14 protein-coding genes are annotated in these 16779 nt (G+C 67.9%); 3 read left to right on the top strand and 11 right to left on the bottom strand.

The features are described 5' to 3' along the window. Nucleotides 1–32 precede the first annotated feature (32 nt). From AB0K03_RS33320 to AB0K03_RS33310, 3 genes are all read right to left on the bottom strand, one after another. Nucleotides 33–722, bottom strand: coding sequence for a DUF981 family protein (locus AB0K03_RS33320; RefSeq protein WP_364693450.1), 690 nt, complete (start codon nt 720–722; stop codon nt 33–35). A gap of 2 nt (nt 723–724) precedes the next feature. Then, the gene (locus AB0K03_RS33315; protein ID WP_364693320.1) at nt 725–1255 is read right to left on the bottom strand and encodes a MarR family transcriptional regulator; all 531 of its coding nucleotides are present in this window, start codon (nt 1253–1255) and stop codon (nt 725–727) included. A 268-nt stretch (nt 1256–1523) separates the two neighbouring features. Continuing rightward, nucleotides 1524–2642 (bottom strand): alpha/beta hydrolase, encoded by a 1119-nt coding sequence (locus AB0K03_RS33310; protein ID WP_364693317.1) that lies wholly within the window; start codon nt 2640–2642, stop codon nt 1524–1526. A gap of 575 nt (nt 2643–3217) precedes the next feature. Here AB0K03_RS33310 and AB0K03_RS33305 point away from each other — a divergent pair. The 3 genes from AB0K03_RS33305 to AB0K03_RS33295 all read left to right on the top strand — a co-directional run bounded on the left by AB0K03_RS33305 (nt 3218) and on the right by AB0K03_RS33295 (nt 7276). Continuing rightward, the gene (locus AB0K03_RS33305; protein ID WP_364693314.1) at nt 3218–4675 is read left to right on the top strand and encodes a hypothetical protein; all 1458 of its coding nucleotides are present in this window, start codon (nt 3218–3220) and stop codon (nt 4673–4675) included. A 960-nt stretch (nt 4676–5635) separates the two neighbouring features. Continuing rightward, nucleotides 5636–6124: a hypothetical protein gene (locus AB0K03_RS33300; protein ID WP_364693311.1), complete on the top strand. Its 489-nt coding sequence runs from the start codon at nt 5636–5638 to the stop codon at nt 6122–6124. A gap of 99 nt (nt 6125–6223) precedes the next feature. Further along, a complete protein-coding gene (locus AB0K03_RS33295) occupies nt 6224–7276 on the top strand; it encodes a DUF4365 domain-containing protein (protein WP_364693308.1) in 1053 nt (350 codons plus the stop codon). 32 nt (nt 7277–7308) lie between these two features. Here AB0K03_RS33295 and AB0K03_RS33290 read toward each other — a convergent pair whose 3' ends face one another. The 8 genes from AB0K03_RS33290 to AB0K03_RS33255 form a co-directional block, all read right to left on the bottom strand. After that, nucleotides 7309–8346, bottom strand: a complete 1038-nt coding sequence (locus AB0K03_RS33290; protein WP_364693305.1) for a hypothetical protein — start codon at nt 8344–8346, stop codon at nt 7309–7311. A 109-nt stretch (nt 8347–8455) separates the two neighbouring features. After that, on the bottom strand, nt 8456–8734 hold the full coding sequence (locus tag AB0K03_RS33285; RefSeq protein WP_364693303.1) for a hypothetical protein: 279 nt from the start codon (nt 8732–8734) through the stop codon (nt 8456–8458). Next, nucleotides 8734–9042 (bottom strand): hypothetical protein, encoded by a 309-nt coding sequence (locus AB0K03_RS33280; protein ID WP_364693300.1) that lies wholly within the window; start codon nt 9040–9042, stop codon nt 8734–8736. The genes AB0K03_RS33285 and AB0K03_RS33280 overlap by 1 nt, the downstream gene beginning before the upstream one ends. Beyond that, nucleotides 9039–9659 carry a hypothetical protein gene (locus AB0K03_RS33275; RefSeq protein WP_364693298.1) on the bottom strand — a complete coding sequence of 207 codons (621 nt, stop codon included), beginning with the start codon at nt 9657–9659 and terminating at the stop codon, nt 9039–9041. Before AB0K03_RS33275 ends, AB0K03_RS33280 begins: the two co-directional genes overlap by 4 nt. Continuing rightward, nucleotides 9659–11515, bottom strand: a complete 1857-nt coding sequence (locus tag AB0K03_RS33270) for a TraM recognition domain-containing protein (protein ID WP_364693295.1) — start codon at nt 11513–11515, stop codon at nt 9659–9661. The genes AB0K03_RS33275 and AB0K03_RS33270 overlap by 1 nt, the downstream gene beginning before the upstream one ends. Next, nucleotides 11515–13077 carry a hypothetical protein gene (locus tag AB0K03_RS33265; protein WP_364693293.1) on the bottom strand — a complete coding sequence of 521 codons (1563 nt, stop codon included), beginning with the start codon at nt 13075–13077 and terminating at the stop codon, nt 11515–11517. The genes AB0K03_RS33270 and AB0K03_RS33265 overlap by 1 nt, the downstream gene beginning before the upstream one ends. Further along, complete coding sequence (locus AB0K03_RS33260; RefSeq protein ID WP_364693291.1) at nt 13074–14594, bottom strand: SCO6880 family protein; 1521 nt, start codon at nt 14592–14594, stop codon at nt 13074–13076. The genes AB0K03_RS33265 and AB0K03_RS33260 overlap by 4 nt, the downstream gene beginning before the upstream one ends. 26 nt (nt 14595–14620) lie before the next feature. Then, nucleotides 14621–16771 carry a hypothetical protein gene (locus tag AB0K03_RS33255; RefSeq protein WP_364693289.1) on the bottom strand — a complete coding sequence of 717 codons (2151 nt, stop codon included), beginning with the start codon at nt 16769–16771 and terminating at the stop codon, nt 14621–14623. Nucleotides 16772–16779 lie beyond the last annotated feature (8 nt).

Genomic DNA, 16779 nt, shown 5'->3' with positions numbered 1-16779 from the left:
CCTTCCGGGTAGCTGCGCAACAGTCACGGGCCCTACCACCGGTAATCACTGCCGTCGGTGAGGTTCACGACCATGCCGGTGTGGGTGTAGAAGTTCATCGCGGAGAACAGCGCGAACCCGATGCCGGCGACCGTCCAGACCCAGTACAGGATCTGCCAGCTGCGGTGGCTGTCCGGCCGGGCCGCGAAGGGAAACAGCAGGCAGCCCAGCGCGGCAGCGCCGTAGAGGATGGCGAAGAAGCTGTTCTCGATGGCCGGGTACTGGTGCAGCAGCCCGGTGATGGGCTCTTCGGCGGGCGCGGCGCTGATGACGTCGAAGCGGAGGATGGCCAGCGTGCACCAGGTCATGACGAGCCCGAGGAGGAAGACGATGACACCGACGGGACCGATCGTGTCCGGTAGCCGGTCGGGGGCGAAGGCTGGTGCGGTCCGGCTGATCCGCCACGCGGCGGCCAATAGAAGGACGCCGAGCAACAGGGCTGGCTCGCCGAAGATGGTGTCGATGTAGGGCTTGGCTTCGGCAAGCGGGTGGGTGATGGTCATGGCACCGCCGAGCCCGGTCAGCACGAGGCCGAGGACGCCGAACGCGGCGGCCCAGCCGTTGTGATCCGCAGGGGCGCGTACCAGGGGCATGGGCATGCGTTCGTTGCGCAGCCAGGCCCAGTAACGCGGGACGAGGATCAGCGCAGCTCCGGCGGCGACGCCGATGAGGGTGTTGTACATGATCACGTGTTGGCTCCTGACAGGTGGAGGTCATCGGTGGTGGGCGCGATGAGGTGCCGCAGGACGTCAATGTCGTGCCGGACAGCGCTGGCCTGGGTGTCGAGCAGGGTGTTCAGTTCGGTGATGAGCTGGCCACGTAGTTGCTGGTTCAGCGCCCACCCCGCGGCGGTTGGGGCGAGCAGGGATCGCCGGCGGTCCTTGGCAGGGATGCTGCGGCGCAGCAGGCCGCGCCTGATGAGGGCCGCGGCGGAGCGGGTGACGGAGCCTTTGGAGACGTGAGCCAGAGCGGCGACGACGCCGGTGTCAACGGGTCGGTGCATGACGGTCAGGTGCAGCACGTCGTAACTGGTCCAGGTCAGGTTGGCGCCGGAGAGGACAGTGACCTCGAGGTGGTGGCGCGCGAAGTTGGCGGTACGGCACAGCACCGCAAGCCGGTCGAGCCGGGCCGCTTCCGCGTCATCACCGGGGCTGCTCGGCGCTGCTGGCGCCGCCGGTGCGGCGGCGCCAGCAGCGACCGAGGGGTGTCCGTTCATGACGTGGTTCCGGTGTCGGGCTTGCGTGGCGCTCGCGGGCCGGGCTGAGCGTGGGATCTGCTCTGGCGGCGGTGATCGCCGCGCATGAGAACCTTCACGAACTTCTCGACGGGCCAGTACCGGTAGGCCAGGCTGTAGAAGCCGTTGGGGTCGATGCGGCGCTTGTTGAGCTGGACAGGTCGGTCACCCGAGGTAGGCACAGGCACGATCGCGGCCCTTTCGATGAGCGATGAGTAGACGTCGTCATTCCTGATGTCTGCAGGGGCGGTTACCGGCACAGCGACGCCAATGTCGCGGCCGGTGCATTGCGCACGCCGTGCAGCCACGCGGCGGTGGCGGCGAACGCCAGCGGCGCCGTGCGGTGCAGGTTGATCGAGTGGCCGGTCTGCGGGACGGTCGTCGCGGCAAGTGGCGTGCCGATCGGGAAGGCGTTCCGTTCGCGCTGGCAGATGTCTGCCGGTGTGGTGCAGGGCTGGCCGGCGCCGCAGAACAGAGTGTCGTTGGTGCCCATGACGAACAGGACGGGCACGGTGATGGCGCGGCTGTAGGCCAGCTCGTCGTCGGGAGTGAAGGTGAGCTCGCCGGTCGTCGCGGTCGTCTTGGTCTGCTCATCCCAGTCGGCGGCGCCGCGGTCGGCGGTGTTCGGATCTAGGAAGTAGCCGGGCCGGCTGCCGGGCCGGGTGGTCAGGTAGCCCTCCAGCGGTGCGGAGCTGGCGAACTTCGGGTCGGCGGCGGCCGGGTACAAGTCGGTGATGAAGCGGGTCATCTCGTCGAGGCGGATGTCGTGCAGCAGGCCGGTGAGCACGAGCGCGTCGACATCGTGATAGGTAGCGGCCTCGGCCATCGCGATGACCGAACCGAAGGAGTGCCCCACACCCACGACACGGGTGAAACGGCCGACGGTGCCGTCGCGCAACGCCTCGATCACCTGGTGGGCGACGGTGGCCTCGCTGGTGGTGGTGACCTGGCCGGCGGGTGGCCGATCGCTGGCGCCGGTGCCGATGCGGTCGATGAGGTAGACGGCGTCGCCGCCCGCCAGGGCCGCGGCGGTGTAGTTCGTGCGCTGGTCCAGGCCGGTCCAGTAGCGGTGGGTGTAGGTGAGACCTGGCACCAGCAGTTGCACGGTCGTGGTGGGGCGGGCGGGCCGGCACAGCCATCCGGCAAGCCGGTACTGCGACGCGCCGGGACTGGGGGTCAAGGTGACGACCAGGTCGTGCCGGGCGCATCCCGGAGGTGCCGCCGATGGCGGCTGTGCGTGTGCGGCGGGCGTGGCGAGCGCCAAACCGGTAAGGATCAGCGCCACCGCCACCGCGAGCGGTGTTAAGAGGCGACGGGCACGGGGCCGCTGTGATTCTGCGGTGGCGGCCGGGGAGGGGTTGGACAGCATGCGCTGCTCCTTCGGTGTGATGGCTGGAGACGGTCAAGCGACGGCGGTCTTGGGAAGGCGCGGATACTCCAACGCTCTGAATTAGTCGAGCCAGGAGACCGCCCCTCGTCGGGTCGGACATCTTGTAGCCGCAAGCACGCTTTCTGTAGCCGCACTGCGAGCGCAGGCCGATGCCCGTCCAGAACCAAGGAAATGTGAAGCGTCAGTCGGAGCCGCCACAGCAACGACCCTGCCGGTAGGACCTACGTCGGTGTAGCTGTCTCCAGCTGTCCCCAGCTGTCTCCAACTGTCACCCGCCCGAAGATTGGCGGCGGTACCGGATGCGAACGCCCTACTCAGCGGAAACGGTGGCGAACGTCAACGTCTTTCGGACCTGGCAGACGGTGTACCAGGCCCCACGGGCCCTACTCACCTACGTGGGAGCGGTAGTGACGCCGCAAGTTAGCAGACATCGATCGATCAGCTACCTGTACTCGACACCATCGCCGCCGCCGTCAATGCTCGGATCCCATGGCGCTGAGGGCGCCCCTTGGGGGCGCAGACAATCTTTACCTCCGAGCTGCCAGGATTGTTCGATGGCGGACGAGGGCGCGACCGAGGCGCTGCGCGGGATTGTGGACAGGGCGGCCTGTTCGATCGCCGGCGCGAGCACCCACGCGAGACTGGACGAGGACCTGATCGCGGCCGGGCTGCCACCATCGACCGGCGGCGAGACGAAGGCTCAGCGCGGCGAGAGTAGTGCCGCTGCGGTTCCAGACGAACGGCTCCGTGAGGTTGCCATCAGCCTGGTCGAACGGAACGCTGTCCTTCACATGATCGACCGCATGGCCGTGCAGGACCTCGTGTGGGCGGACGAATACCCGCCGCCGATCCCGAAGCGGACACGCCGGGACATCGCCCGGATCCTGCCCGGCGAGTTCCTCAGAGACCATTCCCAGCGATTCCACGCGCTGCTGGCCAACCTATTCGACCTCGGCCGTGGTGACTTGTTCTTCGGCTTCGAAAACACCAGCCTCGGCGGCCAGATCGAGCGGCACTTCTACAACAACGACGACTGGACTGTCGAGCAGCTGTTCGACGAGCTCGGCGCCATCGACAACGCCTCCGACCGCAGGTTCGGCCTCTTCCTCGAGGGCATCGTGTCCGGCAACACCGTGCCGGACGAGGACGGCCAGCGCCAGCTGGTCGAAGCGATCAATCCGCCGCTCACCGCCGTCGGCCTCGAACTCCGGGAGACAGGCAACGTCGACGGCTACCCGACCTTCGATCTGGTGTCCACCGGCACACGCAGCGGACGCCCGAAGCAACTGATCTTCGGATCCCCGGAGAAGCCCGACCTGCGGCTAATCGATGTCATCGACAGCGACGTCGAGGTGGTCGACCCGAACGGGAAGGTCCTCGTCTACGACCGGAAGATTGGACCCGCAGGACTCCGCTGGCATGACCTGCAGACGTGGTGGAAGGAAACCCGCCAAGTCGACGACGACGAACAGGCAAAGGCCCAGCTCTACAAGCGGCTCGGCAACTCGCTCTACGAGAGGGTCGACAACGAGTGGATTCCTGTCTCACCGCCCCAACTGCTCCTGTTCAGGCTCTACCACGATATCTACCGCACGGCCCTTCCGGACCTTCCCGTCCTGCTGCCCGAGGTCTGGCGGCACTGGGACCCGGTGAACGCCAAGACGCGCGGCAACCTCGCACTGGTGCAGTTCCGCATGGACTTCCTGATGTTCGCGCCAGCCGGTGCCCGGATCGTCCTGGAGGTCGACGGGCAGCACCACTACGCAAGCGAACGCGCGGCCGGGAAAGGACAGCGCCGCATGCTTCCGGACGCGAGGGAGTACGCGCGAACGGTGGCGGCGAGCCGAGACCTCACGCTTGCTGGCTACGAGGTCCACCGCTTCGGTGCTCACGAGTTGCGGGACGAACAGGAGGCTCGCCCGCTGGTAACCGCCTTCTTCGACAGCCTCTTCCGCAAGCACCACGTAGCCGTGCCACAGCGGACGGCCGGCCACGAAGGCGGCCGCACGTGACCTGCCGACCGCCTTCACGCTAGTTCCTGCTGGCGCTCGCGCGGCATACCGCCAATTGGGCGGTCAGTTCGAGGTGAGGCTCGACCACAACCAGCGGCCAAGGCCCTCCGAGGCCGGCGAGTGCGCACGGATCGCGGCTAGATGAGGGCACCGCCCGATGATCATAAATCCTCGCTTATCATTCGAGGAGACACGTCGTGTAAAGCAGGAGGGCAATGGTTGGGCATGGGCGTCCGAGCCGACTTCAATGCAGCTACGCGCCGAGTCATTGCAGAGAGGGCAGGGTATCAGTGTTCGGTTCTCAACTGTGGGCGCTTGACTATCGGCCCCGGAATGCGTCCGAGGCAAACCGTACATACCGGCATCGCTGCACACATATTCGCGGCTTCACCAAATGGACCTCGCGGCACTGGCGGCCTATCAGATAAAGAGCGCAGTGAGCCCGAAAATGGAATTTGGTGTTGTACCGCACATGGGAAATCCATCGATTCGGACGATGGACGGATTTTCTCAGCGGCCCAACTGAGGGCATGGAAGAGGCTTCACGAGGCTCGCAAAGCTGCAGAGGTCAACGGCGGAGCTCTAAGTAACATCGGCCTAGTCGAGTCAATCTCCATTAACTCGGCCCCCGCTGCCGCCCTAGTTGGAAAGACTTTCAATCTTGGCATGCGTAACATAGTTATGGGGCCCAATGCAAGCGGCAAGTCGGTCCTAACACGTCTGATCGCGAGCGTTTCATACCCAGATCACGTCGCCGATATGTCGCGCCATAGAGATGTCGACATGGGGGTGCGGTGGTTTGACCCGATGACACACGACGTCACAACTAGGGGCAGATCGGGATCGGTAACGCATGTACTAGATGGAAACCCAGTCCCATACGTTGCTCGACCCTACAAGACCATCTTGCTGAATCTACGGCCGAATATTCAAATTGACAATATAGTCGAACTTTCTCAGATGTTCGACCTGAGCGTCTCTGCAATGAGATCGACGCTGAGCCTCCTACCTTCCAACAGTCGCATAATCAATGACGTCCAGCTCGATGGCACACAGGTAAGTTGGACGCTGGATATCCATGGGCGAAGCTGGAAATACTCCGAGAATGATGGAATAGCTTCGGGACACAGGTCGCTAATCATTATGGAAATCGCAGGTTTTCATGCAAGGCACCATGCACGTGTCGAACCAACAATCCTGCTCCTCGATGAATTCCTCGACAACTATGTTCCATCCTGGCAGGTTCAAGCCCTCGAGCGACTTCAAGAGACGGCGGAGCATGCACAGGTCGCAATCGTCAGTCACTCCCCCCACTTGCTCATGGAGACCCCACGAGATTGGTCGATTACGATGCTCGACGAGCGCCCGCTCAGCCGCCGGGAAAGCCATTGGAGCAGTCCATTGGACTACGAGGTCGAAACCGGTCTCGCACCCCGAAAAGCCAAGTAAAATATGCTGGCTAGGGACGTGAATGGCCCTCGTTGGGCCGAGTGCTCGGCCTCCGCAGCAGCATAAGAAGACTTTGCTATAGCTGCACGACCTCTCCAGGTGGCCCGCAGCCACTCGCCGGATATTCCTATTCCGGCGTCGATCAATCACGATATTGGCCTTGATCACGAAACAGGAGCAGCTCCGCAGATCGAGCTGAAGTTTTCCGCGTCAGGCGTTCTGGAGGACATTGCATTGGTGCACTTTGATCAACGCCAGCTGACAGCGCGCCTGGGCGTCGCCCTCGTCGACCAGTTCGTGCATGAACACCTCCAATGGATCTTCCGAGAGCTGCCGGTCAGTGACGTTGGCATCGATGCGATCATCGAGCAGCGCGCCGGCGACAGGGCGACAGGCCGTTTGATGGGGGTGCAGATCAAGAGTGGGTCATCCTTTTTTCGTGAGCGGGCACCCGACGGGTGGATTTACCGGGGAATCCGCGACCACCTCGACTACTGGTTAGGGTACGAGCTGCCGGTCCTGCTTGTTCTGGTCGACGTCGATGACAAAGTCGCATACTGGGGCCACATCGAGGCGCGGCGCGTGAGTCTGACTTCGAATGGCTGGAAGATCGTCATTCCGGACGGGCAACGACTGGACGCGACGGCCTTGGATCCCCTGAGTGCCATCTGCGCCAGAGCCCGCCAATCGACTCGGCCCATTGTCAACCCTTCGCAGCACCAGGCTCCGGTGACTGCTCCAAGTACCGCAGCCCAGTCGGCTTCCATAGGTCCTAGGAACCCACTGCTCCCAGCGGGACAGCGCATGGCTTTACTAACGCTGATGTCTATCGGCGGACGGCCAGTCAGCAGCCGGGAGCTACGAGAGCGTTACGGACTCACCATCCTTAAATGGGATCGTGATGCCCTCACTAAGCTCGGTTTTATCAACGTACGCAAGAGCGGCCTTAGCTTGCTTCTTGAACTAACCGATCGGGGGTGGGCCTGGTGCGCGCAGGAGCTCGGCGCACCACAAGAGCCGACACTGAGAAACACAAACGCCGCCCTGTCGGCAATGACCATCGGCATTGATCGTTACATGCGCAAGAATATGCTGACGCTAGCAGATGTATTCGCAGACGATGATCGGGAAAACGAAGAGCTTGACACCTAAAATCAGTCCTCCTAATTGAAATCTACTCAGAATCACTCGACGCTGATGTGGACGTGGTTGGTGTGCCATCCGCTTGGGTCGTCGCCCCCGAAGGGGTTGTTGTAGGCGTGCCAGCCTTCGGATCGGGTCCAGATGCGGCGGAACCAGATGACGTACTTAATGCCGAGGCGATCGGCGTTGGCGACCGCCCATACGGCCATGGCGTCGCCGCGGGCTTTCTGAGCTCCGGACGCTTCGCCGCCGGAGGTCATCATGAAGTCGCAGGCGCGACCCTTGGGATGTTCGCCGTGATCGTCGACGCGGTAGCAGCCCGGCTTCGGGAACCCAGCCGCTTCGGCCTGTTGCACGAGGTGCAAGGTGCGTGGTGTCAGGCAGCCCGAGCCGGTGGTCGGGTCGGGCCGGATGGCGCAGCCCTCGTCGGGCCAGGAGCCATCGGGGTTGCGACTGACCGGTTGCGCCATCGCGGCGTTGGCGGCTGAGCAGTCGGTTGCGCTGCCGACCGGGACGCCGAGCTGCTGGCTCAGAGCGGTGGCGTCGTCTTCCCACTTCGCGTACGCGTTGGGCAGGGCGGAGCCTTGGACGGCTTGCGCGGCCTCGGTGAGCGGCATGGTCTGCCACCCGCGGATAGTCGCGAGTTTGTCGTAGAACTTGCCTGCGGCGTAGACGGGGTCGCCGATCTGGGCCGGGGTGCCCCAGCCTTGGCTGGGCCGTTGCTGGAACAGGCCGACCGAATCGCGGTCCCCGCCGGGGAGGTTGCGCAGCCTGGACTCTTGCATGGCGGTTGCGAGCGCGATGATCTGGCCGCGAGCCGGGATGCGCCGTTCGGCGCCGACGCTGAGGATCGTGCGCGCGTTGGCCAGTTGCTCGGCGTCCCAGAGCCCGGCGGGCTGGCTGCTGGCAGCCGATACCACGGGTGCGGGGGCGCACTCGTCGTTGACGGTGGTCAGCAGCAGCAAGGGCCCGGCGAGGCAGCAGCCGACGAGCAGGAAGGCGCCCACCACCAGGGCGACAACGCGGCTACTCATGGCCGCCGCCGGGTGTACGGGCAGCGACTGCTGACGACGCGACACCAGGATCAGCCAGCGGGGTGGGCTCGGTCATGGTGACGGCGTCAGCATCGACTGCCGCCCGCCGCCACGGCAGCGGCGAGCCGGCAGACGAGGGTCACTCGCTGGGGGATCATGCCGATTCCTCACCCTTCACAGGCCAGTTGCCCAGGGCGTCGTTGGCGGTGGCAGCCATGTCACGCAGCCGGCTGTGCAGAGTGGTCAGCGCGGTCTGCCGCTGCTCGCTGGTATAGGCGGTGTGTGCCTCGAGCAGCGCGCTGTTGACGGCGGCGCCTTGGCCGTCGAGCGCCCGAAGGATGTCGAGGTAGCTCAGGTAGTCGCCGCCGGCCATGCAGTTGGTGGCCGCATCGTTCGCGAGGTCACCGTCGTGGGCGAGGGCGTGGCCGGGCATCAGTCCTCCAGGCCGGGGTCGTCGTAGACGTCGGTGTCGTAGTCGCCGTCGAGACGGCCGTCGGTCTCGGCGTCGAGGCGCTCGCGTTCCTCATCGGCGTATTCGGCGGCGCGGTCGTTGGCTTCGGCGTCGTATTCGGCGTCCAGGTCACTCACGGGTTCGGTCTCCTCTGGCTGCGGTGTTTGTTCGTCGGTTTCGGGGTCGGTGATGCGCTGGTAAAGGCCGTCGATGTCGCCGTACATGGCCCGCAGGACGGTGTTGAGGCGGTCCCAGGCGGCGTCCGAGGTGACTTCGGCGGGCATGGTCATGGCGTCGCCTCCTGCGGGCTGCCGCCCGGTCCGGCAGTCGGCCGGTCGGCGAGATCGGCGTTCGCGGCCTGCACGGCGTCTTCACGCCAGGCGTCGGGCCAGGCGAGGTCGAGGTGCCGGTCGGTGTGGGTGCCGTTGCGGCAGCGGGTGTAATCGTCCCAGTCGCGCAGCCGCAGGCGGGCGCGGGCGAAGCGTTCGTGCCACAGCAGCGGCCCGTCCGCGGGTGCCGTGTCGTCGTATGCGGTGTGCCAGGCGGCGGCGAGCCCAGTCAGTTCCTCGATCATCGGCGGGTGCTGGTACCAGCAGGCGGGGATTTCTTCGGCCAGCTGGTAGCGGCCGACGGCCCAGTCGACCCAGTCGATCAGCCATGCCCACGCCTGCGCGGCGCCGTCGCGGTCGAGCTCGGCCCAGCGCAGCGGCCACGGAATGCTGGGCGGGGCCTTGCGCGGCCCCACACTTTGGCCGCCGCCGCGGGTGACGGTGTCGGCCAGCGTGAGGTGCTGCTGGTGCAGGGTGTCGACGGCCTCGGCGAGCCGGGCGACGGTGGCGGCGAGCTGAGCGACCGCGACCATGTCCGCTGGCGGGTCGTCGGGCAGCTGAAAGTCGAAGGCGTCCATCACGCCGCCTCGGCCAGGCGTTTGCGGAAGGCGTCACGTCCGGCGGCCAGCTCGCCGGCGTCGCGGCGTTCCCACCACGCCGGTACCGTGAGCTCGACCGGGGGCAGGTTGCCGACCAGGGCCAGCGCGCGCCCCTCGGGCAGGGTGCGCAGGTCAGCCAGGTCGAGCAGGTTCTCGCGACGGGTGCTTTCGTTGACCGTGGCCCGGCCGCTTCCCCAGGAGTGGCTGGAGGAGATATCGGTGACCTGCCCGGCCAACGCTTGGGCGTCGCGCATGCCGGTGACGTCGCTGCTACCGCCGATGAGCAGCCGGGCGCTGGCGGAGTCGGCGATGGCCCGCCCGCCCTTGTCGCCCCATCGTTCGCGCAGCTGGTGCAGGTTTTGGGCGAAAATGCTGACGGCGATGCCGGAGCCGCCGCCCTCGTTCATCAGGCTGGGCAGGCTGGGTAGCGGTGCGATGTTGGTGATCTCGTCGCCGATGAAGTACAGCGTCGGTTCGATCCGCCCGCCCGGCGCGGTCAGAGCGAGACGTTTGGCCTGGTAGAGGATGTCCTCGCTCAGCGCGGCAAGCAGCGGCGCGATCAGGGCCTGGGCGTCACGGGTGCCGACCAGGTAGATGGTGCCGGACTCGCGCAGCCAGTCGATGGGCTTGAACTGCGTGCCGCGCGGCGGTGAGCACGCGGTCAGGACGCGGGGGTCATTGAAGGCGTCGAGGGCGCCGGCGACGACGGTTTGGATGGTGTCGCGGGCCCGGCCGCTGGTTTCGCGGTGCCGGGCCAGCCGGTCGGCCCAGGAGTCGACGCCGTGCGCCCGCAGGATCCGTTCCGGTCGGGAGTTGGCCGGGTTCTGGGACCAGGCGAGGACGTCGAGCATGGTGGCGTGTTCGTCCAGGGCAGCGGCGTGCAGCAGGCCGCGCAGGATGGTGGCGGCCTGGTCGCGGAACCATTTGCCGTTTTCCACGCTCTCGTCGCCGATGCCCGACCCGGCCGCGAAGCCGTTGGCTCGGAGCATGGCGACGATCTGGTCATCGGCGCCTTCGATCGGCGACCACGCCATGCGGGGCACGCCGCGGATCTCACCTTGGGGCTCGAAGATGTGCGTGGGGCCGATCGCAGCCCGCCGGTCGTAGGTGATCTCCGCGACGTCCAGGCGGGTGGAGGTCGTGAGGACCGCGCCGCGGGCGTCGGCGACCGCGGGGATGACGTAGCGGGTGGTCTTGTTGCCGAAACGGGGCACCGCGGCGGCGAGCAGGGTGTATTCGTTGGCCAGGTACAACGGCCGGCCGCTGGTGGCGTCGTTGCCCAGGAACCGGGCGACCTCGAGCGGGTCCTGCCGGCGGGCGGTCTTGGTCGCGTGGGTGAGTGCGTCGTCGGAGTCGAGAACGGTCAGGCCGGGACGCACGACGTCGACCCGCTTGCGGACCGCGTCAGCGGTCAGCGTCCGGTGCAGGTCAGCGTTGGTGGCGAAGCCGCTACGCCGCATCCGGGTCTTGGCCAGGTGCAGTGCCGGGGCGCCGATCCCGGCTAGGGTGCCGAAGAACGTGAGGGCCCACAGCGGATACAGCAACCAAGGCCCCCCGATGACCGCGCGGGCGGTGGCCGGCCACGCATCGGCGGGGCGGCTCAGGTGCGCGGTCAGGCGCACCACGATCCCGGGGGTCTGCCCGATCGTGGCGTCCGCCCACCGATGGTGGGCAAGCAGAGCGGACAGCTGACCAGCCGCCCACAGCGACACAACGCCGACTACGGCAATCACGACGAACAACACGAGCAGGATGAGCCGGCCGAGGATGTCGGCGCGGGCCCGGCCTTGGCGGGGTGGGCGGTGCCCGGGTGAGGACAGCGGCGGGCGGGCCATCACGCCGCCGTCCCGTCGGTGGCGGCGGCCAAGCGGGCGTCATAGTCGTCGACCGGGGCGGCCGGCTCGTCGGTTTCCATGCGGCTGTCGGTGTGCACCATCGCCGTCTCGACCCGGGACAGCTGGTGTTTGACGACGAAGGAGCGGGTGCCGATCTTCCACAGGCCGACGCCTTGGCGCAGGTAGCGCATCAGGTCGGTTTCGACGTCGGAGGTGCCAAGAAATTCGCGGGCCTGTTCCAGGCTGCCGGTGGCTTGGCGGTAGGAGACGCGCACGCCGGAGTCCTCGATCAGGCCGCGGGCGATGCGGACCTGTTCGGAGTCGGCCGAGCCGGACGCGGCCAGGTCACTGAAGCGGTGGAACGCCAGGACGTTGGCGATGCCCAGCGCTCGGGCCAGTTTCAGCTGTTCGCGCATGCGGCGGATCAGCGGCAGGTGGCGGGCGATGAGCGCGAACTCGTCGTAGAAGCACACCCGCGGCGGGGCGTCGGGCGCGGAGAGTTCGGTCTCGAGCCAGGACTGGGCGCAGGTCATCGCCATCGCGGTCATCTGGTCCGAGGCGCGGATGGTGCGCAGGTCCAGGATCGCGCCGGGCTGGGTGAAGTCCAGGCGCGCGTTGGATTCGACCGGGCCGTCGAACACCCCACCCAGCGCCCCGCTGATCAGACGTTCGAGGGCCAGCCGGACGCGGCGGGAGTCGGTGACGAACGTGTCGATGGGGTAGGCGAGTTGGTCGAGGCGGTGCTGCCACAGCGCGGGGTCGCCGGTCGCGGCGAGCACTGCGGACAGGGTGGGGGTGGCCAGCCGGCCGGCGGAGGCGTCGTGTTCGCGGGTGACCGCGTCGACGGCGTACTCCAGCAGCGAGCGTTCGGCTTCCTGCAATGGCCCGCCGAGCTGAATTTCGAGGAGTCCTTCGAGCAGCAGCAGCCGGCGTGAGCGCTGCAGCTGCCGCCACTGGGCCTCGGTCTGCTGCGGGTAGCGGCGGATCCCAGCCAAGGGGTTCATGATGACGCCCAGGCCGGGGCCGATCCGCACCGGTGCGATGCCCGCGGCGGCGGCGAGCTGTTCGTACTCACCCTTGTAGTCGGTGCCGTAGAACCGGGTCCCGAACGGGATCCCCCTAAACGCCAGGGTCTTGAGCAACGACGACTTCGCCGAGCCGATCTCGCCGGTGACGACCATGTTCGGGGCGGTGATGACTTTCGCCCGGTACAGCTCGTGCAGGCTGAAGGTGAACGCGCTACGGGAGTACACCTCGAGGCCGATCAGCGGTCCGTCGACGGGCAGGCCCGGATCGGACACGAATGGGTACACACTGCACAGCTGGGCGGAGGTGGTGGTCAGCGGTGGAAGTTGCATCTGCCAGAACACCCGCCCGGCCGCGCGGCCGTAGGCACCGCGTGGGCCGACGGGGACGGGGCCGAGCAGCCGGTCCTCCTGCCGGGCCACGGCCTGCTGTTCGCGCTCCAGGGCGGCCTGCGCGTGGGCGAGGTCGCGGGCGGCGGCCCGCTGCTCGATGCGGTCGGCTAGCGATCCTTCGCGGCGCAGGACTCGGCGGCTCACGCGGACCACCCCCGGGCGGGCTTCAATCCGCGTGCCAGCGGCAGGGCTCCGGCGGCGAACGCCTGGTCTTGTTCCCCGGCAAGGACGATGGCCTCGCACCCGGCGCGCGAGAGGATCCGTTTGACCGAGCGGACATCCCGGTCGAGGTCAGGCAGGGTGGGCGCGGTGACGGTGACCAGCAGCGCGTACCGGTACCGCACGTGCCCGGCGGCCTGCTCCCGGTCGATCTGCTCGACCGCGCGGGCCTCGTCGTCCTCCCGCGCGGTCCGGACCAGCCGCAGTTTGCGTTTGGTGACCTCGTCTCCGGCGCGGGACACCTTCTCGCGGCGGGTGGCCAGCTGCGCCACCGCGGCCGGGACGGGCTGGGCGACCAGGGTGACGGTGCGGCGGCAGGTGGTGCGCATGTAGAGCGGGCTCAGCCACGTCGCCGCCACTTGCTGCCGCGGCATCTGCGCCACCCACAGCGTGCGGGAAAATGCCGAGTCGTGCTGGTAGGTCGTCCAGCCGACGGTGCGGGCAGCGACCGGCCCGGCCAGCCGCGGTTCAACTCCCGCCGCCGTCGGCCCGTCGTCGCCGGTCGGTGAGGTGCTGGCGCGCAGGTCGACGACTTCCTGATCGTCGGGGTCGAACTGCGTACGGATGACGGCGGCGTAGGCGCGCGGGGACAGCCAGCCGCCGGTGGTGATCCCTGCCTCGAGGACGGCGGACTCGATACCGGTCAGCCGGTCCAGCACCACCGCGGCGATCGCCGCGTCCGTCCCACCGGCCTGGGCGATCTCGCCCGAGAGCCGGGCGATGTCGAACACCACCGACAGGTAGATCTCGTGGCGCTGCGCTGCCGGCGCCGCCGCCGCGGTCAGCTGCGCCAGCGATCGGTAGGCGTCGCTGCTGGTGTCGACGGCCCGGTTCACCAGGTATCGCTGGGCGGCGTTGCCGGTGTCCGGCACTGCGCGGGAGGTCACTGACCAGCGGATCAGGCCGGCGTCGGCGTACTCACTGCCGAGGATGTTGAGCAGCTGCGCCCAGTCGGTCAGCCGCTGCGCCTGAACATCGCGGTCGGCGAGGATGAGGTTGGTGCCGTAGCAGGTCAGAGCGGCGGTCACCGTCTTCTCGCGGCGGTGATGCAGCAACCCGATCTGCGTGGTGCCGTCGGCGGCGGTCGCCGGCAGCCACACATAGGCGGCGGCCGGGCCGGGCAGATCCATCCACCGCTCGACGCTGTTCGGCGCATACGGGCCGCCGCGGTAGTCGCTCTGCCCGGTCCGGCGCTGCAGCAGAGCTCCGGCCACGACCGGCGCCCACTCGGTCACCCGCCGGCCCTTGAACCGCAGGAGCCCGAGCGTCACCAGCAGCACGCAGCCCGCCATGGCGGCGATCGCCGCACCGCGTTGCCCGGCGACCAGCAGGTTGAGGGCCACGACGGCGGCGATGACACCGGCCATGACCAGGGCGATCTGCGACCACGCGAACCCGAGGACGGCTCCGCGCGTCGAGCGCGGCGGAAACTGGAATTTCATGTCTTCACTTCCGTCGAGGTCAGGGGCTAGATCGGCACGATGGGCACTTCGGATGCGGCGGCGGCAGCACCATCGCCACTGGCTGCCGCGCCCGAGCGACCGCCGGACTGCTCGCCGTCGGTTGACGAGTTCTGCTGCGGCGCGGCGTCCGATCCCGCTGCCGGGCCGGACGCGGACGGCTCACCGGCCGACGAGGCGCCCGACGCTGCGGGAGACGTCGCGCCGGTCGCGTCGGGCATCGCGGAGGTATCGGCGTTGTCGCCCGATCGGCCGCTCGCGCCGGTGAGGTCGCCGGTGACGCCACCGGTCGGGTCGGCGGTCTGCGCCCCGCCCGGGGTGACCGGCAGCGACCCTTGCGAGCCAGTGGCATCTCCCGGGGCGGTGAGCTGCCCGGACGCCACGTCGTGCTGCGCGCTGTTCGCTCCCGACTGGATGCCGTCGGCTTCGTCGCCGTTCGGAGTCTCAGCGCCCCCGCCCTGGGCCTGCTCCTCGCTGCCCGGGTCGTTGGCGGTTTCGCCGACCTGCCCACCGTCGGCGCCGGTCGACGCGGCGTCACCCACCTGCCGGCCGGTGCCGGCACCGATACCGGCGGCGCCCTCGGCAGACTCGACCGGGCTGGTCGGCACGCTCGCCGCGTTCTCGTTCATGACGCCGGCGGCACCGGAGCCCGGACTTCCGCCGCCGCTGGCGTCGGCGGCACCGGCGCGGAACCCGTCGACCAGGTCGGCGCCCAGCTGCAGCGGGCCCCCGGCGGTGGACAGGATGCCGTGGGCGTTGACGTCGGACAGGTAGCCGTCCCACAGCGTCGTCAGCCGCAGCAGAATCCAGGGCGCGACCACCATCAGCCAGATCAGCAGCACCCCGCGCAGCGCGTTCATCAGGTCGTCCGACCCGTACGCGGCCCGGGAGCCGTAGATCCACAGCTCGGCGATGAAGAACTTCGACGAGCCCAGCGCGTTGACCGTCCAGAACCAGCGACGTCCCCAGTGCCGGGTCTCGTGCATGGCCTGACCGGACATCGCGACCGCGCCGAACAGCGCGGCGCCAGTGGCCAGCAAACCGCGGAACAGCATGATCACGAACAGCAGGAGCAGGCCGATCGTGGCCAGCACCGCCAGCAACAGCGCGATGATCATCGTCCCGGCGCCACCGGTGAGGTTGCTGAAGCTGGTCACCAGCGCTGACGGGTCGTACGGGGTACGCGCGTTCGCGTCGATGACCGCGTTGGTGGCCTGGTCCCACGCCGCGACGATCGTGTAGGCCAGACCGCCGGCGAAGGTGACACCGAGGACGGCCCGGACGAGGCCGCCGAGCGACGCGACCGGGCTGGGTCCGGCGGTGGTGCGCAGCCCGTTGATGATCGTGGAGATCACGAAGAAGACGAAGATCAGCCCGATCATCACGCCGGCGAGGGAGTTGTAGGTGGAGTAGAACGCCGCGTCCGGCGATGAGATAGCGGTGACCTTGAAGACCAGGGTGGCCAGCTTGGACAGCAGGAACACCACGCCCTGCACGGCCGCGTCGACGAGCCCTTGGATGCCCGAGCGCACACCGGACTCGAGCGCCTCCGCGGCGTTGCGCTGGACCTTGCAGCTGACGTCGGCGACCGGGCAGTCCGGCGGTTTCGGGTCCGGGTCGTACATCTGGGCCGCCAACACGGAAACTTGCTGCTGGCAGAGGTTGTACTTCAGCTCGTAGGCCGGCTCGGTATGGGAGTTGAGGTTGTAGCCGATCGGAAGCTGGGCCGCGCAGTTGATCAGGCCCTTAGGTCCGGCGCCGGTGCTGGGCCCGTCCATCAGCACTGACGCGGTCCCGTCGCGCGGATTGCCTCTCAACGTGATGGACGCAGCAGCGCAGGACTCTTTGTCGGCGTCGCTAATCGCTTTACTGCACTGCGTGACCCAATGCGAGCGGCCCTGCTCGGTGGGCTTGTCGACGTGCACGGCCCACGGCATGCACCAGGCGACCGACCCCGGTGCTTTCGCCGCGCAAGCCGCGCCCACGACCGGGCTCGACGGTGTGGGGCTCGGGGCGGGCGCCGCCTCGGCGCGGACTGCACCACCGAGCAGCATCGCCAGGCAGGCAGCGAGCAGGAGCAGCCCGCGCGCGAAGGCCGCCCGGCGGGAGACGGGATGCTTCGACCCGTCCGGCGCGGCTGCAGCCTCGGTCCTGTGCATGGCCGCGG

Origin of the sequence: Actinoplanes sp. NPDC049316, from assembly GCF_040677315.1 — a bacterium.
Classification (GTDB): domain Bacteria; phylum Actinomycetota; class Actinomycetes; order Mycobacteriales; family Micromonosporaceae; genus Actinoplanes.
The sequence above is the reverse complement of the archived record's forward strand: the minus strand, read 5'-3'. Positions and strand labels throughout refer to the sequence as shown.